Source organism: Pseudomonas sp. CCC3.1, from assembly GCF_034347405.1.
Classification (GTDB): Bacteria; Pseudomonadota; Gammaproteobacteria; order Pseudomonadales; family Pseudomonadaceae; genus Aquipseudomonas.
The window spans coordinates 3,780,728-3,802,277 of the sequence record NZ_CP133778.1 but is presented as its reverse complement, the minus strand read 5'-3'; the positions used below and the strand labels follow the sequence as shown (position 1 = coordinate 3,802,277).

Annotated in this window: 22 protein-coding genes and 1 pseudogene; 14 read left to right on the top strand and 9 right to left on the bottom strand. The window is 55.9% G+C overall.

Features of this window, described 5'->3' with window-relative positions:
- The first annotated feature begins 125 nt into the window (after positions 1-125).
- Positions 126-989 (top strand): D-hexose-6-phosphate mutarotase, encoded by an 864-nt coding sequence (locus tag RHM56_RS16660; protein ID WP_322234061.1) that lies wholly within the window; start codon positions 126-128, stop codon positions 987-989.
- 90 nt (positions 990-1,079) lie between these two features.
- Here RHM56_RS16660 and RHM56_RS16655 read toward each other — a convergent pair whose 3' ends face one another.
- Positions 1,080-1,940 carry a MurR/RpiR family transcriptional regulator gene (locus RHM56_RS16655; protein ID WP_169845242.1) on the bottom strand — a complete coding sequence of 287 codons (861 nt, stop codon included), beginning with the start codon at positions 1,938-1,940 and terminating at the stop codon, positions 1,080-1,082.
- 204 nt (positions 1,941-2,144) lie between these two features.
- Between RHM56_RS16655 and zwf the strand changes: the two genes are divergently transcribed.
- Genes zwf through RHM56_RS16640 form a run of 3 tightly spaced genes read left to right on the top strand, consistent with a single transcriptional unit; the run spans position 2,145 to position 4,997 of the window.
- Positions 2,145-3,614: a glucose-6-phosphate dehydrogenase gene (gene zwf / locus RHM56_RS16650; RefSeq protein WP_322234059.1), complete on the top strand. Its 1,470-nt coding sequence runs from the start codon at positions 2,145-2,147 to the stop codon at positions 3,612-3,614.
- On the top strand, positions 3,601-4,314 hold the full coding sequence (gene pgl, locus RHM56_RS16645) for a 6-phosphogluconolactonase (RefSeq protein WP_322234057.1): 714 nt from the start codon (positions 3,601-3,603) through the stop codon (positions 4,312-4,314). The genes zwf and pgl overlap by 14 nt, the downstream gene beginning before the upstream one ends.
- Positions 4,311-4,997 (top strand): bifunctional 4-hydroxy-2-oxoglutarate aldolase/2-dehydro-3-deoxy-phosphogluconate aldolase, encoded by a 687-nt coding sequence (locus tag RHM56_RS16640; RefSeq protein WP_322234054.1) that lies wholly within the window; start codon positions 4,311-4,313, stop codon positions 4,995-4,997. Before pgl ends, RHM56_RS16640 begins: the two co-directional genes overlap by 4 nt.
- A gap of 185 nt (positions 4,998-5,182) precedes the next feature.
- Here RHM56_RS16640 and RHM56_RS16635 read toward each other — a convergent pair whose 3' ends face one another.
- Both RHM56_RS16635 and RHM56_RS16630 read right to left on the bottom strand, forming a co-directional pair.
- Positions 5,183-6,376, bottom strand: a complete 1,194-nt coding sequence (locus RHM56_RS16635) for an aminotransferase class V-fold PLP-dependent enzyme (RefSeq protein WP_322234051.1) — start codon at positions 6,374-6,376, stop codon at positions 5,183-5,185.
- Positions 6,377-6,388: 12 nt separating this feature from the next.
- Positions 6,389-6,625 (bottom strand): DUF3820 family protein, encoded by a 237-nt coding sequence (locus RHM56_RS16630; protein ID WP_019693207.1) that lies wholly within the window; start codon positions 6,623-6,625, stop codon positions 6,389-6,391.
- 208 nt (positions 6,626-6,833) lie between these two features.
- Here RHM56_RS16630 and RHM56_RS16625 point away from each other — a divergent pair, with 208 nt between their 5' ends.
- Positions 6,834-7,301, top strand: coding sequence for a PA2169 family four-helix-bundle protein (locus RHM56_RS16625; protein WP_322234048.1), 468 nt, complete (start codon positions 6,834-6,836; stop codon positions 7,299-7,301).
- Positions 7,302-7,511: 210 nt separating this feature from the next.
- Here RHM56_RS16625 and RHM56_RS16620 read toward each other — a convergent pair whose 3' ends face one another.
- Positions 7,512-7,982, bottom strand: a complete 471-nt coding sequence (locus RHM56_RS16620; protein ID WP_019410617.1) for a MaoC family dehydratase — start codon at positions 7,980-7,982, stop codon at positions 7,512-7,514.
- Between the two features lie 77 nt (positions 7,983-8,059).
- On the bottom strand, positions 8,060-9,004 hold the full coding sequence (locus RHM56_RS16615) for an alpha/beta hydrolase (RefSeq protein WP_322234045.1): 945 nt from the start codon (positions 9,002-9,004) through the stop codon (positions 8,060-8,062).
- A gap of 221 nt (positions 9,005-9,225) precedes the next feature.
- On the opposite strand from RHM56_RS16615, the gene fadD2 reads away from it, so the two are divergent.
- Positions 9,226-10,914: a long-chain-fatty-acid--CoA ligase FadD2 gene (gene fadD2, locus RHM56_RS16610; protein ID WP_322234042.1), complete on the top strand. Its 1,689-nt coding sequence runs from the start codon at positions 9,226-9,228 to the stop codon at positions 10,912-10,914.
- 347 nt (positions 10,915-11,261) lie between these two features.
- Positions 11,262-12,953 carry a long-chain-fatty-acid--CoA ligase FadD1 gene (gene fadD1 / locus RHM56_RS16605; protein ID WP_322234040.1) on the top strand — a complete coding sequence of 564 codons (1,692 nt, stop codon included), beginning with the start codon at positions 11,262-11,264 and terminating at the stop codon, positions 12,951-12,953.
- A gap of 77 nt (positions 12,954-13,030) precedes the next feature.
- Here the strand turns inward: fadD1 and RHM56_RS16600 are convergent, their stop codons facing one another.
- Complete coding sequence (locus RHM56_RS16600) at positions 13,031-13,411, bottom strand: hypothetical protein (RefSeq protein WP_322234037.1); 381 nt, start codon at positions 13,409-13,411, stop codon at positions 13,031-13,033.
- 201 nt (positions 13,412-13,612) lie between these two features.
- Between RHM56_RS16600 and RHM56_RS16595 the strand changes: the two genes are divergently transcribed.
- The 3 genes from RHM56_RS16595 to def all read left to right on the top strand — a co-directional run bounded on the left by RHM56_RS16595 (position 13,613) and on the right by def (position 15,467).
- Entirely contained in the window at positions 13,613-13,804 is a 192-nt protein-coding gene (locus RHM56_RS16595) for a CsbD family protein (RefSeq protein WP_322234034.1), read from the top strand.
- Between the two features lie 167 nt (positions 13,805-13,971).
- Entirely contained in the window at positions 13,972-14,925 is a 954-nt protein-coding gene (locus RHM56_RS16590) for a YihY/virulence factor BrkB family protein (protein ID WP_322234031.1), read from the top strand.
- Positions 14,926-14,927: 2 nt separating this feature from the next.
- Positions 14,928-15,467, top strand: a complete 540-nt coding sequence (gene def, locus RHM56_RS16585) for a peptide deformylase (protein WP_322234029.1) — start codon at positions 14,928-14,930, stop codon at positions 15,465-15,467.
- Here def and RHM56_RS16580 read toward each other — a convergent pair.
- A complete protein-coding gene (locus RHM56_RS16580; protein ID WP_322234027.1) occupies positions 15,457-15,873 on the bottom strand; it encodes a GNAT family N-acetyltransferase in 417 nt (138 codons plus the stop codon). The two genes, def and RHM56_RS16580, sit on opposite strands and share 11 nt — an antisense overlap.
- Positions 15,874-16,184: 311 nt before the next feature.
- Between RHM56_RS16580 and RHM56_RS25980 the strand changes: the two are divergent.
- Both RHM56_RS25980 and RHM56_RS25975 read left to right on the top strand, forming a co-directional pair.
- Positions 16,185-16,955, top strand: a pseudogene (locus tag RHM56_RS25980) (PAS domain-containing protein); the annotation flags it as partial.
- Positions 16,932-17,504: a methyl-accepting chemotaxis protein gene (locus RHM56_RS25975; protein WP_416194919.1), complete on the top strand. Its 573-nt coding sequence runs from the start codon at positions 16,932-16,934 to the stop codon at positions 17,502-17,504. The pseudogene RHM56_RS25980 and the gene RHM56_RS25975, both read left to right, overlap by 24 nt.
- Before the next feature lie 75 nt (positions 17,505-17,579).
- Here the strand turns inward: RHM56_RS25975 and RHM56_RS16570 are convergent, their stop codons facing one another.
- Together RHM56_RS16570 and RHM56_RS16565 are read right to left on the bottom strand one after the other, a co-directional pair.
- Entirely contained in the window at positions 17,580-18,041 is a 462-nt protein-coding gene (locus RHM56_RS16570; RefSeq protein ID WP_322234022.1) for a hypothetical protein, read from the bottom strand.
- Between the two features lie 143 nt (positions 18,042-18,184).
- A complete protein-coding gene (locus tag RHM56_RS16565; RefSeq protein ID WP_322234019.1) occupies positions 18,185-19,216 on the bottom strand; it encodes a LacI family DNA-binding transcriptional regulator in 1,032 nt (343 codons plus the stop codon).
- 228 nt (positions 19,217-19,444) lie between these two features.
- Here RHM56_RS16565 and RHM56_RS16560 point away from each other — a divergent pair, with 228 nt between their 5' ends.
- Positions 19,445-19,978 (top strand): gluconokinase, GntK/IdnK-type, encoded by a 534-nt coding sequence (locus RHM56_RS16560; RefSeq protein WP_322234016.1) that lies wholly within the window; start codon positions 19,445-19,447, stop codon positions 19,976-19,978.
- 85 nt (positions 19,979-20,063) lie between these two features.
- Positions 20,064-21,416 carry a GntP family permease gene (locus RHM56_RS16555; RefSeq protein ID WP_322234013.1) on the top strand — a complete coding sequence of 451 codons (1,353 nt, stop codon included), beginning with the start codon at positions 20,064-20,066 and terminating at the stop codon, positions 21,414-21,416.
- Positions 21,417-21,550 lie beyond the last annotated feature (134 nt).

Genomic DNA, 21,550 nt, shown 5'->3' with positions numbered 1-21,550 from the left:
TCCGTTTTGTTGTGCGCAATTTGCGGATAGCCTTGGCTATCCGCTTTTTTGTGTCAGCACTGCCGAGCTTTAGCGAATCTGCGATGGCGGTACATTGGGCGACATGATTTTCAGGACTGCGGCACATGCATGAGCATCCGCTTCACCGTTTTTTTAAATCCAAACGCGAACAGCCGGTTTTCCAGTGGGAGCGCTTTCAGCAACGCGATGTGCTGGTGATCGATCATCCGCACTGCCAAGCGGTGTTCAGTCGTCAGGGGGCGCAACTGCTGCACTTCAAGCCAACTGGGCAAAAACCTTGGTTGTGGTGTGCCGCCAAATGGCCGCAGGTCGGGGCGATCCGCGGTGGCGTGCCGATATTTTGGCCGTGGTATGGGCGCCATCCGAGCGAAAATGCCTGGCCATCCCATGGTTGGGCGCGGCTGATCGACTGGAAACTGCTGGACAGCAGTTCAGATGAAGAGGGCGTTACCCTGCATTGGCGTTTGCAACTGTGCGATTGGCAGGTTGAGTTGCATGCACGGCTGGGCGAAGACATGGAATTGCGTTTGAGCACCGAACATCAGGACGATGAGCCGTGCCAGGTGAGTCAGGCGTTGCGAGCTTACTGGCGTATTGGTGATGTGGCGGAGGTAGCGCTATCCGGGCTTGATGGCGCTCAAGGCTACGATCAGCTCAATCGTGAGGTGTGTCAGCAAAAAGGTGAACTGCGCGTCGCGGGCGGTTGCCAGCGGGTGTTCCAGCACGAAGGCGAAATGCAGCTAAACGACCACGCCTGGCAGCGGGCCCTGAGTATCGATACTGGGGATCATGCCAACACCGTGATCTGGCATCCGGGCAAGCGGCCCTTGCTGGGCGTGAGCTGGAATGAAGTGATGGGTTTTGTCTGTGTCGAGTCCGCCAGTGCTGGCGCCCAGACCCAAAGCCTGGCCCCTGGCGAGCAAGCGCACCTGAGCCTGCAAGCGCGGGCAGGGCTGTGTAACGCCTAGCCCCACAAATAAGTGTAGGAGCGAGCTTGCCTCGCGATCTTTTGATCTTCCAGAAGATCGCGAGGCAAGCTCGCTCCTACAGGCCGGTGATCAGTTGAACTCATCCCCCACCGGATAACGGCTGGCATTCAGGCTTTCTTTGATCTTGCGCAAATGCGGCTGGAAATCCACGCCCCGGCGCAAGGTCATGCCAGTGGCCAGCACATCCAGCACAGTGAGCTGGATGATGCGCGAGGTCATCGGCATATAGATGTCGGTGTCCTCAGGCAGCGGGATGTTCAGGCTCAAGGTGCTGGCTTTGGCCAGCGGTGAGTTCTCTGCGGTCAACCCCAGCACCGAGGCGCCGTTGGCACGGGCAATGCGCGCCACTTCGACCAGCTCTCGTGTCCGTCCCGTGTAGGAAATAATCACGAACAACTCGCCGGTGTGCGCCACCGACGCGATCATGCGTTGCATTAAAACGTCAGCGTGGGCCGTGACCGCCAAGTTAAAGCGGAAGAACTTGTGCTGTGCATCCAGCGCTACCGGAGCCGAGGCGCCCAATCCGAAAAAGTGAATCTGACGGGCCTGGATCAACAAGTCGACGGCGCGGCTGATCAGGTTCGGGTCCAAGGCCTGGCAGGCACTGTCCAGCGAGGCAATCGCGCTGCCGAAAATCTTTTGCGTATAGGCCGCCGGATTATCATCCGCCTCAACCGCTCGGCTCACGTAAGCTGCGCCACTGGCCAAGCTTTGTGCCAGTTGCAGTTTTAACTCCGGGTAACCGCTGACACCAAACGAACGGCAAAAGCGGTTGACCGTGGGTTCGCTGACCGACGCCGCTTGAGCCAACGCAGCAATACTGAAGCGCGTCGCTTGTTGCGGGTTCTGCAGAATTATTTCTGCCACCTTGCGCTCGGCCTTGTTCAGGTCTTCGAGGCGGCCTTTGATTTGTTCGAGTAAATTTCGCACGCGGTCCATTTATGATCCTAGGGTCGGCGATGCATCAACCGTGCTAAAGCGGTTCGCAAGGTGGCCTATCCTACTGGTGGCCTGTGATGACCACTAGCAGCAATCTGTGTTTTGAGAAAATGTTGTGTTTATTACTACATTTTTCCTTGAGTGATACCTTGAAAAAAGGTATTTGTAGCTTAACTTGATAAAAGAACAAACATCATGCCTTCGATTACGGTTGAACCGTGCACCTTCGCCTTGTTCGGCGCCTTGGGCGATCTGGCCTTGCGCAAGCTGTTCCCTGCCTTATACCAACTGGATCGTGCCGGTCTGCTGCATGACGACACGCGCATTCTTGCGTTGGCCCGCGAGTCAGGTGACACACTGACGCATCTGGCGCATATCGACAGCCAATTGCGCCTGTATGTCGGCGACAAGGAAATCGAAGATGAAGTGCTCACCCGCTTCTTGGCTCGCCTGAGCTATCTGCATGTGGACTTTCTCAAGACCGATGACTATTTGCCGCTGGCAGAACTGGCCGGAACCGAACAGCGCCTCATCGCTTACTTCGCGACCCCGGCAGCCGTTTACGGCGCGATCTGCGAGAACCTGTCCCAGGTCGGCCTGACTGAAAACACCCGTGTGGTGCTGGAAAAGCCGATTGGCTCCGACCTTGAGTCTTCACGCAAGGTTAACGACGCAGTGGCGAAATTCTTCCCCGAAAATCGCATCTACCGCATCGACCATTACCTGGGCAAAGAGACCGTACAAAACCTGATTGCCCTGCGCTTTGCCAACAGCCTGTTCGAAACCCAGTGGAACCAGCGCTACATCTCCCACGTTGAAATCACCGTGGCCGAGAAAGTCGGCATTGAAGGTCGCTGGGGCTACTTCGACAAGGCTGGCCAACTGCGCGACATGATTCAAAACCACTTGTTGCAGTTGCTGTGCCTGATCGCCATGGACCCGCCTGCGGACTTGTCGGCCGACAGCATTCGCGACGAGAAAGTGAAAGTTCTCAAGGCGCTGGCGCCGATCAGCGCTGAAGGCCTGACCACTCAAGTGGTGCGTGGCCAGTACATCGCCGGTTACAGCGAAGGCCAGCCGGTGCCGGGCTACCTGGAGGAAGAAAACTCCAACACCCAGAGCGACACTGAAACCTTCGTTGCGCTGCGAGCCGATATTCGCAACTGGCGTTGGGCGGGGGTGCCGTTTTACCTGCGCACCGGCAAGCGTATGCCGCACAAGCTGTCGCAGATCGTGATCCACTTCAAAGAGCCGTCGCACTACATCTTCGCGCCTGAGCAACGTCTGCAAATCGGCAACAAGCTGACTATTCGCCTGCAGCCGGACGAAGGCATCTCCTTGCGCGTGATGACCAAGGATCAGGGGCTGGACAAAGGCATGCACCTGCGCAGCGGCCCGTTGCAGTTGAACTTCTCCGACACCTATCGCAGTGCGCGAATTCCTGATGCCTACGAGCGTTTGTTGCTCGAAGTGATGCGCGGCAACCAGAACCTGTTTGTGCGCAAAGACGAAATTGAAGCGGCATGGAAGTGGTGCGACCAGTTGATCGCCGGCTGGAAGAAGTCGGGTGATGCGCCCAAGCCTTACGCGGCGGGCTCCTGGGGGCCGATGAGCTCCATTGCACTGATTACACGAGACGGGAGGTCTTGGTATGGCGATATCTGATTTGAAACTGCCTGAAGGTGTCACTGCGCACACCTTCAAGAACCCGATGGTACTCGCCGAGGGTTTGGCACAAGCGGTTGCCGAGCAACTGAATGAAGCCATTGCTGAGCGCGGCGTTGCGACGCTGGTCGTGTCGGGCGGTCGCAGCCCGGTGGCGTTTTTCCAGAGCCTGATCAAGCAGCCGGTTGACTGGTCCAAAGTGGTTGTCAGTCTGGCTGACGAGCGCTGGGTGCCGGTTGAACACGCTGACAGCAACGCGGGTTTGCTGAAAAAGAATTTGCTGCAAGGCCCGGCTGCCAAAGCGCGCTTTGTGGGTTTGTACAACGTAGCTGCCAACCTTGAAGCGGCCGCCGAGCAAGCAGACCGGGCTTTGGCTGAACTACCGCCCATTGACGTGCTGATCTTGGGCATGGGCGATGACGGGCATACCGCCTCGCTGTTCCCGGGCAGTCCTAACCTGGCGCAAGCGTTGCAGTTGGACAATGCGCGTCGTTGCTGGCCGATGCTGGCACCGACCGTGCCGCACCAGCGCTTGAGCATGAGCCGCAGCCTGCTGGCGAGCGCGAGAAACACCGTCCTGTCGATTCAAGGTCAGGCCAAATTGAACACCCTCAACGAAGCGCTGGGAGGCACCGATATTGCCGCCTTGCCGATTCGTGCCTTTCTGCAACCTACGTTAGAGATTTACTGGTGCCCATGAGCCAAGGATCAGCTGCCATGACAACAAAAATTGCCAACGTTACGATGGCCCAAAAAGTCGCCCTGATCGATGAACTGTGCGCCAAGGCGCGCATTCTTCCGGTGATTACCATTGCACGCAAGCAGGACATTCTGCCGTTGGCCGATGCGCTGGCAGCAGGTGGCCTGACCGCCCTGGAAGTCACGTTGCGTTCGGAGTTTGGCCTGGAGGCCATTCGTGTCCTGCGTGATCAGCGCCCTGAACTGGTCACCGGTGCTGGCACCATTCTGGATCGCCACATGCTGGCAGCGGCTGAAGAAGCCGGTTCGCAATTTATTGTCACGCCGGGCATCACCCGTGACCTGCTTGAAGCCAGCGTTGCCAGCGATATTCCGCTGTTGCCGGGCATCAGCAATGCTTCCGGGATCATGGAAGGCTATGGCCTGGGCTACCGCCGATTCAAACTGTTTCCGGCTGAAGTCAGCGGCGGTGTAGCGGCAATCAAAGCGCTGGGCGGTCCTTTTGGCGAAGTGAAATTCTGCCCGACGGGTGGCGTTGGCCCGGCGAACATCCGCAACTACATGGCGTTGAAAAACGTCATGTGTGTGGGCGGTAGCTGGATGCTCGACAGCGAATGGATCAAAAACGGCGATTGGGCCCGTATCCAGGAATGCACCGCCGAGGCCTTGGCGCTGCTGGACTGATCGCGATTTAACGAATTGTGTTGTGTGTTCTACGGTTTTTGGTGCGCTTGGTCGGCGCACCTTTTTTTGCCTGGGGTTTTAGACCCCTGCGAAATCTGTAGGAGCGAGCTTGCCTCGCGATCTTTTAAAAGATCAGAAGCTCGTTCCTACGGGATCCGCTTTTGCTTAAGTGAACAACATTGTCCTTACAGTGAGTCTTGCGACAATTCCCGTAACGCCCGGACCAACTGCTGAATATCTTCTGGCGTGGTCGCAAACCCGACGGTTATTCGAATGCAACTGCCGCACGCTGAGCCATTGCGCGCGACGGTGAACAGGTTGTAGTCCTTGAGCAAGCGCTCGACCATGGGCTGCTGATCGTCTACATGGGTAAAGCGCATGGAGGTAATGGCGCAGTTCAGGCGCGGGTCCTCGGGGGTCAGCACTTCAATTCCCGGCAATTGGCGCGCTTCGCTCACCCATAACTCGCGCAGATAGCGCAGTCGATCGCCTTTAGCCTTCGAACCGCCCAGCTCACGGTGTTCCTGCAACACCTTGGGCAGCGTCAGCCAGGCCGGGATGTTGGCGGTGCCGTAGGGCGAGCGGGTGCGAATATCCGGTTCGGGGTAACGTTTGCTGCCCATGTCCGGGTCAATGTCTGCCAGACGCTGTGGATCGATGTACATAAAGCCCAGCGTCAGCGGCGAGCCAATCCATTTGTGCAGGTTGAAACCGGCAAAGGGCACGCCCAGCGCCTGCAGATCAAAATCGATCTGGCCCAAGGCATGTGCGCCATCCAGTACGACATCCACGCCGTGTGCCTTGGCCGCCTCAGCAATCGCTTGAACGGGCATCACGAGCCCGGTGCGGTGCGTCACATGGGTCAGCGCCATCAGCTTGATACGCGGATAATGTTCGAACGCCTCGCGGTAGCTGGCGACCAGGCTTTCATACGTAGCAGGGTGCTTGTGGGCGATTTCAATGATTTCCAGCCCGCGTTGTTGCGCCACCCAACGCATGGCGTACTCGACGCTGTGATACTCCAGATCGCTGATCAGTAACTGATCGCCGGGTTGCAAGCCGTTGTAGTTGCGAATCACCGATTGCAGAGCATCCGACGCGCAGTTGGTGAGGGCAATGCTCGTGTGCTCAACCCCCAGCAACTCAGCCAATTGATTGCGAATCTCGATGCTTTGGGTTTCATCGAAGACTTGGCGCACATGCACGGAGTTGCTGCGGTTAATAAAGTCGATAGTGCGCTGGTAGTCGTGTGCCACCGTGCGGGTCATGCGCCCGAAGTAGCCATTCTCCAGATTGACCGGCCCGGGGGCTACGTCGTAGCGCTGGGCGATGGCTTGCCAAAAGTGTTCGTCGCGGGCGTTCTCTTCGTTCCTTGGCATAAAGCAACTCTATCAATGGCGAGGTTTGGGTTTTCCGTGTTTGGCGCGCAACGGGTCGAGCAGGTCTGACAGACCGTTGTGATCGATCTCTTGCATCAGGGCCAGCAAACCGCCCAGCTCGCCGTGCGGGAAGCCTTCACGGGCAAACCAGTTCAAGTACTGGCCAGGCAAGTCGGCGATGATTCGGCCTTTGTATTTGCCGAATGGCATTTCGCGGGTGACCAGCAGCTCAAGTTTTTCGGGGTTCATTCAACGGCCTTCAGTGCGTGCAGCAACAAGATGAAAAATACAGGCGTTTTGCATGCAGGCCAATTGACAGATCATGCAAATAAACCGGATACAGATTTTTTGATTTTTAATAACTGATTGATTAATAAGAAATATTTATATTCGAAAAAGCTGGCACGAGGACTGCAATCTCTATTGCACGATCCTCAACTCAGCAAGGAATTGAACAATGACTGATCTTAATAAAGAAGCCATCTCTGTCCTGAACGATCTGATCGAAACCAGCAAAGATGGCCAGGAAGGTTTCAAAACCTGTGCCGAAGATATTAACCATCCAGAGCTCAAAGCGCTGTTTGTAAAACGTTCTGCCGATTGCGCCGCTGCCGCTGCAGAATTGCAGGCAGAAGTCCGTAAATTGGGCGGCGACCCAGAGACCAGCACCAGCGTGGCCGGTGACCTGCACCGCCGCTGGTTGGACGTAAAGTCGATTTTTACCGGCAAAGGCGAGGAGGCCGTGCTTAACGAGGCTGAGCGCGGTGAAGACCATGCGCTGAAGGCTTATAAGGAAGCGCTGGAGAAAATCAGCAAGCACAATCTGGTAGGTATCCGTGACTTGGTTGAGCGTCAGTACCATGGCGTACAGCGTAATCATGACCAGGTAAAAGCGCTGCGCAACCAGGCTCGCGCCCGCTCGTAAAAACACCGGCTAGCTTAATGCCAGCCAGTTAACGCCTATTTCCTGTGGGAGTGGGCTTGCCCGCGATGGCATCGACACGGTTTAACAAAAAAACCGCATCGGCTGCATCGCTGGCAAGCCAGGCTCCCACAGGTTTTTCGCTGAATTTAAAACAGCGTTCGCTTAACTGATGGGCATTACTGGCTAGCCGGCGTTTTTTATTGGGTGCGATCAGCCAATGCTGATGGCTGGCAACACAGGCAGCGTCACAGTTTGCTGCTTGCGGGGTGCGATGATCTCGGCTTCACCGTCGACAACAATTTCATCGCGCTGGTTGAACACGCGGGTGGCAATGCGCACGCGAAACTTTGGCAGCTTTTCCAGAATCTCCAGGCGCACGGTCAAGGTGTCACCGATTTTTACCGGCTTTTGAAAGCTCATTTGCTGGCCGACATAAATAGTGCCCGGCCCAGGCAACTCGCACGCCACAGCAGCGCTGATCAACGCCCCGCTGAACATGCCGTGAGCAATGCGCTCTTTGAACATAGTGGCAGCCGCGAATTCAGGGTCGAGGTGCACAGGGTTGTGGTCGCCAGACATCGCCGCAAAAAGCTGAATGTCGCGCTCTTCGACGGTTTTGCTGTAGCTGGCAGTCTGGCCGACTTCGAGGGCTTCGTACGGGGTGTTGGTAACCTGGGTCATCTAGTGCATGTCCTGTGACGAGTGTTTGGTTTCAAGAATTTGATTTTAAATTCTTTTTCTAAAAACGAGTGGTTCGGTTATTCACTTCGGGGCGGGCGCGAATGGCCCAGCGCCTGATTCAGCCAAGCGATAACGTCTGCGGTAACGTGGTCGCGGTTGGTTTCATTGAAAAGCTCATGCCGCGCTTGCGGGTACAGATTAAGTTGCAGGTGCTGAGTGCCTGCTTTACGTAAAGCGTTGCCCAGATCTACCAGACGCTTGCCTTCACTGACCGGGTCACAGGCGCCACCGATGATCAGCACGGGCAGGGCTGAATCAATCTGAACGAGATTGGACGCTTTGCTGATTTGCTGCAAGCCGCCGAGCAGGTCGATCCATAACTGATTGGTGCAACGAAAGCCGCATAAAGGGTCGCTGGCATACGCATCGACCTCGACCGGGTCGCGGCTGAGCCAGTCATAACGTGTGCGATTGGGTTTGAAGGCTTTATTAAACGAGCCAAACGATAGCCACTCGATCAATGCGCTGCGACCTTTAGGGCCCTGACGCCAGCGCTCGAAGCGCGCGATCAGGCTGGCGCTGCGGTACAAGGCAACCGGCTGGAAGTTCGAAGCACTGAGAATGGCGCCCTGCAAGCTGGCGCTGTGGTGCAGCAAATAGGCTTGAGCGATGTAGCTGCCCATGCTGTGGCCGAGCAGAAAAACCGGCACCCCCGGGTGCGCTTGGCGAATGTGCTGATTCAGGCTTGCCACATCGCTGACCACCGCGCACCAGCCATCGTCATCGGCGTAATAGCCCAGCGTCCCGCGTTCGGCCGTTTTGCCGTGGCCGCGCTGGTCGTGGGCGTAGACCCCAAAACCGGCCTCGCACAAGGCCTTGCCCAGGCGGGCGTATCGACCGCTGTGCTCTGCCATGCCATGCGCCACCAAGATAATGGCCTTGGGCTTGCCCTCAGGCAGCCACTGGTTAACGAAAAGACCCGTACGGTCATTCGCCTCCAGCCAAAAGGTTTCATGGGTCATGACGATTCCTTTACACAGTGTCTTTCGTACAGAACCTAGCAGTGTATAGCGCATTCGTGGGGTAGCCAGTCCTCAAGCCAAATCGCAGTAATAAGATTCAAGATGTAAATGGCGAAGATCGCCTTATTTGCCTACTACTTGATAACTGTTAACGTCCGGATGCTGTGCTTTTACTGCATGACACATGCAGCCAGACATGCTCAGGTAAGAGGATAAAAACAATGCAACCTGATTTCTGGAATGACAAACGCCCCGCAGGCGTCCCGCTGGACATTGATATGACGGCCTTTACGTCGGTGGTTGATGTCTTTGAACGCTCCTGCAAGAAATTCGCCGATCGTCCTGCCTTCAGTAACCTGGGGGTGACCCTGACTTATGCCGAGCTTGAGCGACACAGCGCGGCATTTGCCGGTTATCTGCAACAGCACACCGACCTCAAGCCCGGTGATCGCATCGCCGTACAAATGCCCAACGTCCTTCAATACCCGATCGCCGTTTTCGGGGCGCTGCGTGCAGGGCTGGTGGTGGTCAATACCAACCCGCTGTACACCTCGCGCGAGATGCGCCATCAGTTCAAGAGTGCAGGGATTCGAGCACTGGTATACCTGAACATGTTTGGCAAGCGCGTGCAGGAGGTGATCGAAGACACAGAGATCGACTACCTGATTGAAGCCAAAATGGGCGACCTGATGCCCGCTGCAAAAGGCTGGATCACTAACCTGGTGGTCGACAAGGTTAAAAAGCTTGTCCCTTCGTACCGCCTGCCACAGGCCATTCCCTTCAAAAGCGTCTTGCAGCAGGGGGCCGGGCACGCCATTCGGCCTTTGCAAGCGAGGCTCGATGACATCGCCGTGCTGCAATACACCGGCGGCACTACCGGCTTGCCAAAAGGCGCGATGCTGACCCACGGCAATCTGGTCGCCAACATGCAGCAGATTCGAGGTTGCCTCTCACAGCTCGCGGACGATGGCTTGCCGCTGCTCAAAGAGGGCCGGGAAGTGATGATTGCGCCGCTGCCGCTTTACCATATCTATGCGTTCACCGCGAATTGCATGTGCATGATGGTGACCGGCAATCACAACGTCCTGATCACCAACCCGCGCGACATCAAAGGCTTTATCAAGGAGATGAAGAACTGCCAGTTTACCGGGCTATTGGGCCTCAACACCTTGTTTGTGGCGCTGATGGACCATCCTGACTTCAAGACTCTGGACTTTTCTCACCTCAAACTGACTAACTCGGGCGGCACGGCGCTGGTCAAAGCCACCGCATTGCGTTGGGAAAAACTCACCGGTTGTCGCATCGTCGAAGGTTACGGTCTGACCGAAACCTCGCCGGTGGCCAGTACCAACCCGTACGGTGTCCACGCCCGGCTGGGCACAGTGGGCATACCGGTGCCGGGTACAATCATGAAAGTCATCAGCGATGACGGTCTTGAACTGGGGCTGGGGGAGCGCGGAGAACTGTGCGTCAAAGGCCCGCAAGTGATGAAAGGCTACTGGAAAAACCCGGAAGCGACGGCTGAAGTGCTGGATGCCGAGGGGTGGTTCAAGACGGGCGATATCGCAGTGATTGATCCTGATGGTTTTGTGCGCATCGTTGATCGCAAAAAAGACCTGATTATCGTCTCGGGCTTCAACGTGTACCCCAATGAGATCGAAGACATTGTGATGTCTCACCCCAAGGTGGCGAACTGTGCGGTCATCGGTGTACCCGACGAACGGACAGGCGAGGCGGTCAAGCTGTTCGTCGTGCCCCGTGCAGGCGGAGTGAGCGTCGAAGAGCTTAAAGCGTTTTGCAAAGATAATTTCACCGGCTACAAAGTACCCAAACAGATCGTCGTGCGTGATTCGTTGCCCATGACGCCGGTAGGCAAGATATTGCGCCGCGAGTTACGAGATACCGTCTGATTCTTCCAGCTTGGCGACAAACGCCCGCGTGCCATTGGTAGGCGGGCGTTTTTATTTACCTGTAAAACAATCGAAAATGCTCTCTAGGCGCGCTGTAAGCCCTTGTTTAGAGAGGTTTTGACCGTAATAGAGTTACTGCTCTAATGGTGACTTAGGATTGTAGGACAGTCAGAAAGGTGACGCTGAGGCCTGTTTTTGGCCCTAGGCGACCTCTGGCAAAGCTGCTACTCTCGGCGCGCTTTGTGACTTGTCGGTAAGTAAAAAGCCAGAATTATCCATTACAAAAATCAAACAAATAATAACCGCATCAAATGCGGTGAAGAATTCGCGCTGAGGAGTGGGCTTCCATGATTGAAGGCTTTTGGAAGGATAAGTACCCAGCTGGGATTGCTGCTGAAATCAATCCTGACGAATACCCAAATATTCAGACGGTATTGCGCCAATCTTGCCAACGTTTCGCCGACAAGCCGGCATTCAGCAACCTCGGCAAAACCATCACTTACGGTGAGCTCTACGAGCTGTCAGGCGCTTTTGCGGCCTGGTTGCAGCAACACACCGACCTGCAACCCGGCGACCGTATCGCTGTTCAGTTGCCCAACGTGCTGCAATACCCTATCGCTGTGTTCGGAGCCATCCGCGCCGGCTTGATCGTGGTTAACACCAACCCGCTTTACACCGCGCGGGAAATGGAACACCAATTTAATGACTCCGGTGCCAAGGCGCTGGTTTGCCTGGCGAACATGGCGCACCTGGCCGAAAAGGTCGTGCCCCAGACCTCAGTCAAGCATGTGATCGTCACCGAAGTGGCCGACTTGCTGTCGCCCTTCAAGCGCTTGCTGATCAACAGTGTCATCAAATACGTGAAGAAAATGGTTCCGGCGTATCACTTGCCTAAAGCCATCAAGTTCAACGACGTACTGAGCAAGGGTCATGGCCAGCCGGTTAATGAAGCCAATCCGGCCAGCAACGATGTGGCTGTACTTCAGTACACGGGCGGCACCACGGGTGTGGCCAAGGGCGCGATGCTGACCCATCGCAACCTGATCGCCAACATGTTGCAGTGCAAGGCGTTGATGGGTTCCAACCTCAATGAGGGCTGTGAAATCCTGATTACCCCATTGCCGCTGTACCACATCTACGCGTTCACCTTTCATTGCATGGCGATGATGTTGCTGGGCAACCACAACATCTTGATCAGCAACCCGCGCGATTTGCCGGCGATGGTCAAAGAACTGTCGAAGTGGAAATTCACCGGTTTTGTCGGGCTCAACACCCTGTTTGTTGCGCTGTGCAACAGCGATGCCTTCCGCAAGCTGGACTTCTCGCCCCTCAAGGTCACGTTGTCGGGCGGCATGGCGTTGCAACTGTCGGTGGCTGAGCGCTGGAAGACAGTGACCGGTTGCCCGATTTGCGAAGGTTACGGCATGACCGAAACCAGCCCGGTGGCCTCGGTAAACCCGATCCAAAACATTCAGGTAGGCACCATCGGCATTCCGATGCCGTCTACCCTGTGCAAAGTGATCAACGATGCGGGCGAAGAACTGCCGTTCGGTGAAGTGGGCGAGCTGTGCATCAAAGGCCCGCAAGTCATGAAGGGTTATTGGCAGCGTCCTGATGCGACGGCCGAAATCATGGACAGCGACGGTTGGTTGAAGTCCGGTGATATTGCGATCATCCAGCCTGATGGCTACATGCGCATTGTCGACCGCAAAAAAGACATGATTCTGGTGTCGGGCTTCAACGTGTACCCGAATGAACTCGAAGACGTGATGGCTTCATTGCCGGGCGTGCTGCAATCAGCGGCTATCGGCATTCCAGATGAAAAAACCGGCGAAGTGATCAAGGTTTATATCGTGGTCAAGCCGGGCATGACCCTGACCAAAGAGCAGGTCATGACTCACATGCGCGCCAATCTCACCGCCTACAAGGCGCCGAAGATTATCGAGTTCCGTGAGAGCCTGCCGACGACTAACGTAGGCAAAATCTTGCGCCGTGAATTGCGTGATGAAGAACTGAAAAAACTGGGCCTTAAAAAGTAATCCTGCCCAGAGACGACAAAGCCCCGCACTGCGGGGCTTTGTCGTTTTGCAGGATGAATTTCCTGCTGGTAACGCGTTTACTTCTGCAAGAACTGCGCAAAATTGACGCCGGTGCCTGTAGGGCGTACGTCCTGCAGGAAGGAGTCCTTGTCTGCGCTCAGCTCAAGGCTCATGGTCGGCGTGCGTTTGTGCGTGGCGCGAACCACCATGCCCTCGCGTTTTTCACGCAGGAAAGCCGTGGTGACCTTCACATGCAGCAACTCATCGGTGCTCGGGGTGTGCAGCAGCAGGTGCACCCATTCGTATTGACCGATGGCCAGGCGAGCCAGCGGAATATCGAACCACCAAATGTTCTTGTTGGTGTTCAGTGTGGCGAAATGGCAGTTGTTGACGCCAAGCACTGCGCCGCCAAGTTCCTGGTTTCTGCGGGCAATGGCCTGCTTTTTATCGAGTTTCATAACCTTCCTACATTTTGCGGATCTTCAGCGCCATAGCCTGAATACGTTGCGCATTCTCGGGGGTTAGCGGGCAAACATAAAGCTCAACCTGCGCCGAACGACGAAATGAGCCACAGAAAATAAATGAAACTCTGCGCGATGAGAATGGGTCAACCCTTGTGTCGAGGTAATGACATCCGAAATTTCATCAGGAGAAATCCCATGAGCAGCACTGGCGATAAGATCAAAGGCATGGCGAACGAAGCAGTCGGTAATGTCAAACAAGCGGTCGGCAAAGCCACCGACAATGACAAGCTGCGCGCAGAAGGGAAGGCCCAGGAGTTGAAAGGCGAAGGGCAGCAGGCAGTCGGCAAGGCCAAAGATGCGGTGAAGAAAACCATCGACAAAGCCTGATCGCGCCCCTCGTCACAACGCCATAACGGTCACCTCTCGGGTGGCCGTTTTTACAGGTTTGACGGTTAAATGTTTCCAAAGTCGCCAGTTAGACTACTTTTGAGGTAAAACCCCCCTCCAGTGGGAGGGCGTGTTGAGCCCCTTTTTCAGCGGCGAAAGGAGACGCTATGTTTTTTCCGGTCTTGAAAGGCCTGCCGTTAGGCAAAGTACTCATTCGCACAGTCAAAGAGTTTATCGACGATGAGATGTCGACCTATGCCTCTGCGCTGGCCTATCAAATGCTCTTCTCGTTGTTCCCGTTCATTCTGTTTCTGATTGCACTGATCGGCTTTTTGCATTTGCCTGACTTCTTCACCTGGCTGCGTTTGCAGTCCGAACTGGTGCTGCCGCCGCAGGCGCTTGAGCAAGTCAATCCGGTGATTGACCAATTGCAGCAGTCCAAGGGCGGGTTGCTCTCGGTGGGTATCGTGATCGCATTGTGGACGGCCTCAGCCAGCGTGCGTCTGATGATGAGCGCGATGAATGCGGCCTATGACGTGGTTGAAGGGCGTCCGGCCTGGAAGCGTTTTCCGCTGTCGATTTTCTACACCATTGGTCTTGCCGGCATGCTTCTGGCTGCCGCCGCGCTGATGGTGCTCGGCCCGCAAGTGATGAGCTGGCTGGCGGGCCAGGTGGGCCTTGAAGAATTTGTGGTCACGCTGTGGACCATTCTGCGCTGGCCGGTAATCATTTTGTTGCTGATGGTGGCCGTGGCTGTCATCTACTACGTCATGCCCGATGTAGAGCAGAAATTTCGCTTTATTACGCCAGGCTCGGTCTTGGCCGTAGTGGTCTGGATTCTGGCCTCGCTGGGTTTTGCTTTTTATGTCAAAACATTTGCCGATTACAACGCCATGTATGGCAGCATCGGCGCAATTATTGTGCTGTTGCTGTACTTCTATATTTCGGCAGCCGTGCTGCTGTTGGGCGCTGAAATGAACGCTGTGATTGAGCACATGTCCGCCGAAGGCAAGGACTCGGGTGAAAAGACATTCGATGAGTCCGATGATGCCGAGGTCAAACATCATGTGTCCGGTCTGGGGCGTGACCACTCCCTTAAACCCACTTCAGATGAAGCCTGATCATGATTCGTGAAATTTTGAAAATGGGTGACGAGCGCCTGCTGCGGGTTGCTCAGCCAGTACCCACCGAGATGTTTGATACGCCAGAACTCTGGCAATTGATCGATGACATGTTGCAGACCATGGAGCACGCCGGTGGTGTGGGCCTGGCAGCCCCGCAAATCGGGGTTGACCTGCAATTGGTGATCTTCGGCTTCGAGCACAGCGAGCGTTACCCCGATGCAGAGGCCGTGCCGCAAACCATCCTCATTAACCCGCTGATCACGCCATTGAGTCCGGCTGTCGAAGAGGATTGGGAAGGCTGCTTGTCAGTGCCGGGGCTACGTGGGGCAGTCGAGCGTTTTCAGAAAATCCGTTACGAAGGTTTCACCCCTAAAGGTGAGCCGGTCGTCCGCGTGGCCGAAGGTTTCCATGCGCGGGTGGTGCAGCATGAATGCGATCACCTGATCGGCCGTTTGTACCCGTCCCGGATCAAGGATTTCAACAAATTCGGTTTTATCGACGTGCTGTTTCCGGATCTGGAGCCTGGCACTAAAGAGTAGGTTTGAGGCCCATCGCTATCATCGCCTTGTTGCGTTGATAGCGCACCAGACGCTCATGCAACACCTGGGGCAAGTCGGTATCTAGGCTAAACCCCAGCCTTTCATAGAACCCTTGCAGCTCAGGGTCGCAAAACAACCAGACCGGCCCCTCACAAGCCGACGCCGCAGCCTCCACCAATGCCGCGGCAATCCCACGCCCACGCACCGCGGGTGCGACAAATAACCCGGTCAACCAGTTGCCGTGGGCTACGGGACGCAAACACAAACCGGCGACAATCTCTTCTTGGCGAGCTACCCACAATTGCGCGTCTTTACTCGCTTTCATCGACGACTGGTGAGCGCGATAAAACTTGTTCATGAGGGGCCACAACGGCGCTTCGAGCGGGGCGTAAACAAGGGTAGTCATGAAGTCCACAGGCTTTGATAACGGGCACGCAGTATATACACGCACATCGGTTATGCGGCGTTGAAAACAGGCTTGCCAGCGATGCAGGCGCTGCGGTTTTTCTGCTCATTGTGAGCGTTTCGTCGCGCCTTGCTGGCAATTGGCTTGCACCCTTTTTTTGTCTGTCTATGCTTCAAGCACAAGGGGCTTGATGCGCAAATGCTTACCCCTGAGTGAGTATCACGCTAACAGTAAGCACTTAATTCGCTGGCGGTCTTGTGCGCCTTGAAATGATCGATTCATCAATAAGCAGCATCTTCAGGGGTTGAGTCATGTTTAATTTACACCGCAAAGCCGACTTGCTTGAGAACCAGCGCCTTAGCTGTTCTTTGGATGATATGAAGGCCAAGTTAATGGCTGTCAGCCGTTCAATGGCAATGATCGAGTTCAGCCCTGAAGGCATCATTCTTGAAGCCAACGATAACTTTTGCCGAGTGATGGGCTACAGCGTTGACGAGATTCGCGGCAAGCATCACCGTCTGTTTTGCGAAGACGCTTACCAGCGTGGAATCGAATATGCTCAGTTCTGGAAAAGCCTGGCGAATGGCGCACCACTCAGCGGGACTTTTTTACGGCTTGATAAAGCAGGGCGCGAGATTTGGCTCGAAGCCAGTTACATGCCGATTACCGATGCAAACCAGCAAGTAACCAGCGTCATCAAAGTGGCTGCCGACATTAGCGAACGGATCAATAAAGAGCACGAGAATCAGAGCATCGTGAATGCCCTGAGCCGCTCCATGGCCATGATTGAGTTTTCACCCGATGGCCGAGTCATCAATGCCAACCAGAACTTTCTCGATACCCTGCATTACTCGCTGGCTGAAATTGTGGGCCAGCACCACAGCATGTTCTGCCGCCGCAATGAAGCAGAATCAGCTGAGTACAAGGCCTTCTGGGCCTCGCTCAATCGTGGCGAATACCATTCCAGGCGCTTTGAGCGGGTCGATAAATACGGCCATACCGTGTTCCTGGAAGCCTCCTACAACCCGATCTTCGACGCCAAGGGGCGTTTGTACAAAGTGGTGAAGTTTGCCAGCGACATCACGGCACAAGTCACTAATCTGCAAACGGCTGCCGAATCTGCCCACGCAACGTCAGTACAAAACGACGCGTGCGCGCAGAAAGGTTCACAGGTGGTTCAGCAAACTGTGCAAACCATCGAGGCCATTTCCAAAGACCTCAACGAGGCCGCGCAAAGCATCGACGCTGTGAGCAAGCAATCGGACATCATCGGAAAAATTGTGCAGACCATTCGCGGCATCGCCGATCAAACCAATCTGCTGGCGCTCAACGCGGCCATTGAAGCGGCCCGTGCGGGCGAACATGGACGAGGTTTTGCGGTGGTGGCAGACGAAGTCCGAAGCTTGGCGGCGCGCACCAGTGCGGCGACGGTGGAAATCGTCGAGGTGGTGCGCAAAAACCACGATTTATCGCTGAGTGCGGTGACCAGCATGCAATCCAGTTTGAGCCGAACCGGGCTCGGGGTTTCATTGGCCAATGAAGCGGGCGAAGCGATTCTGGAAATCCAGCAAGGTTCCAAGCACGTGGTCGACGCCATCAGCCAGTTCAACTCGACGCTGCAAATCAATTAGCCGACCAAACCTGTGTAGGAGCGAGCTTGCTCGCGATCTTTTGATCTTTTAAAAGATCGCGAGGCAAGCTCGCTCCTACACAGGTAACTGCTGTTGTGCGGCGGCGGCTTGTTTGACCGCTTCTTTTTGCTGCATCAGCGCGGTGATCTGGTCAGAAATAGCCTGCTGTTTCTCCGGCGGCATGGCTTTTACATCGTCTTCAGTCAGGCCCAACTCCTTCAATAACTGCTCGCGAATTCGCTGGGCTGGCGATTTGCTCATGTAGTCCTTGAACTCATCGGTGGCCGAAGGTTGGGTCGCAGCGCTTGTCGCTGACGAACTGGCCTGCAACATGACGCGGGTTTTAGCGAAGGCGGCGTCGATGTTATCCACTTGGGCATTGCCCGCCACGGATGCCGCAGGTGCTTGAATATTGGTTAACGGTTGCGCGTTTTGCTGGGCTTGGCTGTACAGCACGCTGGCGGCAGCATTCGCCGGATCAAGGTCGGTGCGCTGGCTCTTTTGGATAGCAGAGGTTTGCTGCGTGTTAATCAACATGAACGTGGCCCTCTAAAAGGTGATGCCGATTAGCAGAGCAAATAGCGTGCCCAGCCTGCGGAGCCCAGTTTTAAAGAGCTGCAGGCCAGCAGGCGGGCTGTCGGAAGGGCCGGGCGGACAACTTTTGCCGCTCAGCGGCCACCTTAGGTGCTTTCACGCAGCATCAACTCAAAGCCCATGTCCTGCACCGGCTGTTGTACCTTGTTTCCGGCCATCAGGGTGAGCATCTGTTCTGCGGCGCGACGGCCTATGGCTTCTCGGGGAGTACGAATACTGCTGAGGCGCGGCACCATGAACTCGGAGGAGGGCAGGTCGTTGAAGCCCAGGACGGATATTTGCTCTGGAATTTTGATCCCGATGCGGGCGGCTTCCAGCAAGGCGCCGTGGGCCAGGTCATCGTTACCGAAAAAGATCGCATCCACCTGCGGATGGCTGGCCAGCAACTGCAAGAACAGTTCGCCGCCCAGGCCCACCGATGAAGGCCGCGGCGTCAGCACTTCAAGGTCGGGACTGTACAAACCGGCTTCCTGCAAGGCGCGGCGGTAACCTTCGCCACGCAAGAGGGTGCGCTGATCCAGCTGTGCGCCGATGTAGGCCAGTTGGCGACGCCCGCGTGAGATCAAGTGCTGGGCAGCGGTTTCGCCCGCTTTTAATTGCGAGAATCCGACACAGTTGAGGCCCGCGCCCGCATCCAGTTCCATCATGTACACGCAAGGCGTATTGCTCGCTTCAATCATGCGCCGCGAGCTTTCAGAACGGTCAAAGCCTGTCAGCAAGAGGCCGCGCGGCTGGTAAGCCATGTAGTTGCGCAGCAGGTTCTCTTCTTCATCGCGGGAGTAGTGATAGTTGCCGATCAGCACTTCAAAACCTTTAGGGCGCAGCACATCGTGGATCGCTTCGAGGGTGTCGATAAACAGCAGGTTGGACAATGACGGCACCAGCACCACCACCGAATGGCTTTGCGCCGAAGCCAGCGCCCGAGCGGCCGGGTTAACCACGTAGTTCAGCTCATCGGCTGCCCTGCGCACCTTTTCTGACAGCTCTGTGGCCACACTGCTGATACCGCGCAGGGCACGCGAGGCGGTAATCGGACTGACGCCAGCAAGGCGTGCCACCTCATTGAGGGTAGGGCGACCCGTGGTGCGGGGGTTTTTATCGTTTTTAGAAGAGGTCATCGGGGCGGCTTGCCAAACAAAAAACAAGTCACTAAGGTAGCGCTGTCCTTGTCTGTCGGCAATTGCCTGATTGTCTGTAGGACTATTCAATATCTTTGTATGTCGAGAGCGTCACGGCGTCTCCCCATAAAAACGAGAAATAGACGTCGGTAGCCTGGTCTTTGTGCTTTGCTTTCAAGCATTGAATGCACTGACAAAGACAGCGCTGTCTACGGACTGAGGTGTTTCATGAGTCAACCTATCACTGCCCTGGTCGTCATGGGGGTTGCCGGCTGCGGCAAGTCCAGCGTGAGCCAGGCGTTGTGCCATCTCAATGGTGCGACCCCGATTGAAGGCGATGCGTTTCACCCAGCGGCCAACATTGAAAAAATGAGCGCCGGTATCCCCCTGACTGATGAAGACCGTGCTGGCTGGTTAGACAGCTTGTGCGATGAATTGCGTGCGGCGGTTGCTCGTGGCCAGCGCCCGGTCTTGACCTGTTCGGCGCTAAAACTGCGTTATCGCGAGCGTTTGCGTAGTGCTGTTGATGGCTTGGGTTTCGTGTTTTTGGAGCTGACGCCGCAGGTGGCCGCAGACCGAGTGGCGCATCGTCCGGGGCACTTTATGCCCAAGACGCTGATTGACAGCCAGTTCGCCGCCCTTGAGTCGCCGAGCCAAGAACCTTTGGTGCTGACGCTGAACGCGGCAGCGCTGGATATTAACCAGTTGGCGGGCGCTGCCCGTGATTGGTGGTGTGAACATTCTTTACTGGCAACCTCATGATTTTGTTTCAAAAAGACAGCGCTGTCCGTTTCAGCGAAGACTGCACATTCGCATTTGAGAACAAAAACAAGGCAGGAGACGCCCCATGCTAGGCATGTCCCACAACACGTTTCTGCTGATAGATGCAGTCGTGACCATTATCGGGCTGATCGTATTGATCACCCGATTCAAGCTGCATCCGTTTATCGCGTTGATTATTGCCTCTGCGTTTCTGGGGCTGACCGCCGGTATGCCAGCGGGCCTGATCATCAAATCGTTCCAGGACGGTTTTGGGGGTGTGCTGGGTTTTGTCGGGATCATTTTGGCGTTGGGCACCATGCTCGGCAAAATGATGGCTGACTCGGGGGGCGCGGACCAGATTGCCCGTACGCTGATTCGTGCCTTTGGTAAGGAGCGGGTTCAGTGGGCGATGATGTTTGCTGCGTTTTTGGTCGGCATTCCGCTGTTCTTCGAGATCGGCTTTGTGTTGCTGATCCCGCTGGTGTTTATCGTTGCCCGCCGTACTGGCGTGTCGTTGATCAAAATCGGCATCCCGTTGCTCGCCGGCCTGTCTGCCGTGCATGGCCTGGTGCCGCCGCACCCTGGCCCCTTGCTGGCGATTGGCGTGTTCGGTGCTGATATTGGTAAAACCATTCTGTATGGCCTGATCGTGGCGTTGCCGACAGCGATCATTGCAGGCCCGATTTACGGGACCTTCATCTCCAAGTACATCCCGGGGAACCCGTCTCAGGAACTCATGGATCAACTGGCCAGCGAGCCTGAATCCAGCAGTCTGCCAAGCTTTAGCATCACGCTGATCACGGTGCTGTTGCCGGTGTTCCTGATGTTGCTCAAGACCTTTGCCGACGTGGCGTTGCCGGATGGCAACTTCTTCCGCGTGTGGATGGACATGATCGGTCACCCGATCAGTGCGCTGTTGCTGGCGTTGCTGCTGTCGCTCTACACCTTTGGTGCGCGGCAGGGGATTGATTCCAAGCGCATTCTCAAGTTGCTCGACGCGAGCCTGGCGCCGACTGCTGCGATCATTTTGATCATTGGTGCGGGCGGTGGCTTCAAGCAAATGCTGGTAGCCAGCGGTGTGGGTGATGTGATCGGGCACATGGCCGTGAACGCGCAAATCTCGCCGATCTTGCTGGCGTGGCTGGTAGCCGCTGTGATTCGTATCGCAACCGGTTCTGCGACCGTGGCGACCATTACCGGGGCGGGGATTGTGTTGCCGGTGGTGGATTTGATTCCGGGTGTGAACCGCGAGCTGTTGGTACTGGCGACGGGCGCGGGCTCGTTGATCTTGTCCCACGTGAACGATGCGGGTTTCTGGCTGGTGAAGCAGTACTTCAACATGACCGTGGCTGAAACCTTCAAGACCTGGACCGCGATGGAAACCATCCTGTCGGTTGTCGGCTTGATCTTCATCATGCTGCTGTCGTTGGTGGTGTAGCAGTTGCCGAAGGCTACGTCCGGCGGCGTAGCCGTCGTAAAGCCAGGCAACGCGATTCTCCAAATAAATCGCGTGTCTGGGCTTCACGATCGCTTCGCAATCGGACGCAGCCTCGCTCGGCTCGTCAGCTGCTA

What these genes read in the sequence shown, in the direction of transcription:
- RHM56_RS16660 (WP_322234061.1), top strand. Translation starts at nt 126, where the DNA reads ATGCATGAGCATCCGCTTCACCGTTTTTTTAAATCCAAACGCGAACAG.
- zwf (WP_322234059.1), top strand. Translation starts at nt 2,145, where the DNA reads ATGCCTTCGATTACGGTTGAACCGTGCACCTTCGCCTTGTTCGGCGCC.
- pgl (WP_322234057.1), top strand. Translation starts at nt 3,601, where the DNA reads ATGGCGATATCTGATTTGAAACTGCCTGAAGGTGTCACTGCGCACACC.
- RHM56_RS16640 (WP_322234054.1), top strand. Translation starts at nt 4,311, where the DNA reads ATGAGCCAAGGATCAGCTGCCATGACAACAAAAATTGCCAACGTTACG.
- RHM56_RS16635 (WP_322234051.1), bottom strand. Translation starts at nt 6,376, where the DNA reads ATGCCAAGGAACGAAGAGAACGCCCGCGACGAACACTTTTGGCAAGCC.
- RHM56_RS16630 (WP_019693207.1), bottom strand. Translation starts at nt 6,625, where the DNA reads ATGAACCCCGAAAAACTTGAGCTGCTGGTCACCCGCGAAATGCCATTC.
- RHM56_RS16625 (WP_322234048.1), top strand. Translation starts at nt 6,834, where the DNA reads ATGACTGATCTTAATAAAGAAGCCATCTCTGTCCTGAACGATCTGATC.
- RHM56_RS16620 (WP_019410617.1), bottom strand. Translation starts at nt 7,982, where the DNA reads ATGACCCAGGTTACCAACACCCCGTACGAAGCCCTCGAAGTCGGCCAG.
- RHM56_RS16615 (WP_322234045.1), bottom strand. Translation starts at nt 9,004, where the DNA reads ATGACCCATGAAACCTTTTGGCTGGAGGCGAATGACCGTACGGGTCTT.
- fadD2 (WP_322234042.1), top strand. Translation starts at nt 9,226, where the DNA reads ATGCAACCTGATTTCTGGAATGACAAACGCCCCGCAGGCGTCCCGCTG.
- fadD1 (WP_322234040.1), top strand. Translation starts at nt 11,262, where the DNA reads ATGATTGAAGGCTTTTGGAAGGATAAGTACCCAGCTGGGATTGCTGCT.
- RHM56_RS16600 (WP_322234037.1), bottom strand. Translation starts at nt 13,411, where the DNA reads ATGAAACTCGATAAAAAGCAGGCCATTGCCCGCAGAAACCAGGAACTT.
- RHM56_RS16595 (WP_322234034.1), top strand. Translation starts at nt 13,613, where the DNA reads ATGAGCAGCACTGGCGATAAGATCAAAGGCATGGCGAACGAAGCAGTC.
- RHM56_RS16590 (WP_322234031.1), top strand. Translation starts at nt 13,972, where the DNA reads ATGTTTTTTCCGGTCTTGAAAGGCCTGCCGTTAGGCAAAGTACTCATT.
- def (WP_322234029.1), top strand. Translation starts at nt 14,928, where the DNA reads ATGATTCGTGAAATTTTGAAAATGGGTGACGAGCGCCTGCTGCGGGTT.
- RHM56_RS16580 (WP_322234027.1), bottom strand. Translation starts at nt 15,873, where the DNA reads ATGACTACCCTTGTTTACGCCCCGCTCGAAGCGCCGTTGTGGCCCCTC.
- RHM56_RS16570 (WP_322234022.1), bottom strand. Translation starts at nt 18,041, where the DNA reads ATGTTGATTAACACGCAGCAAACCTCTGCTATCCAAAAGAGCCAGCGC.
- RHM56_RS16565 (WP_322234019.1), bottom strand. Translation starts at nt 19,216, where the DNA reads ATGACCTCTTCTAAAAACGATAAAAACCCCCGCACCACGGGTCGCCCT.
- RHM56_RS16560 (WP_322234016.1), top strand. Translation starts at nt 19,445, where the DNA reads ATGAGTCAACCTATCACTGCCCTGGTCGTCATGGGGGTTGCCGGCTGC.
- RHM56_RS16555 (WP_322234013.1), top strand. Translation starts at nt 20,064, where the DNA reads ATGCTAGGCATGTCCCACAACACGTTTCTGCTGATAGATGCAGTCGTG.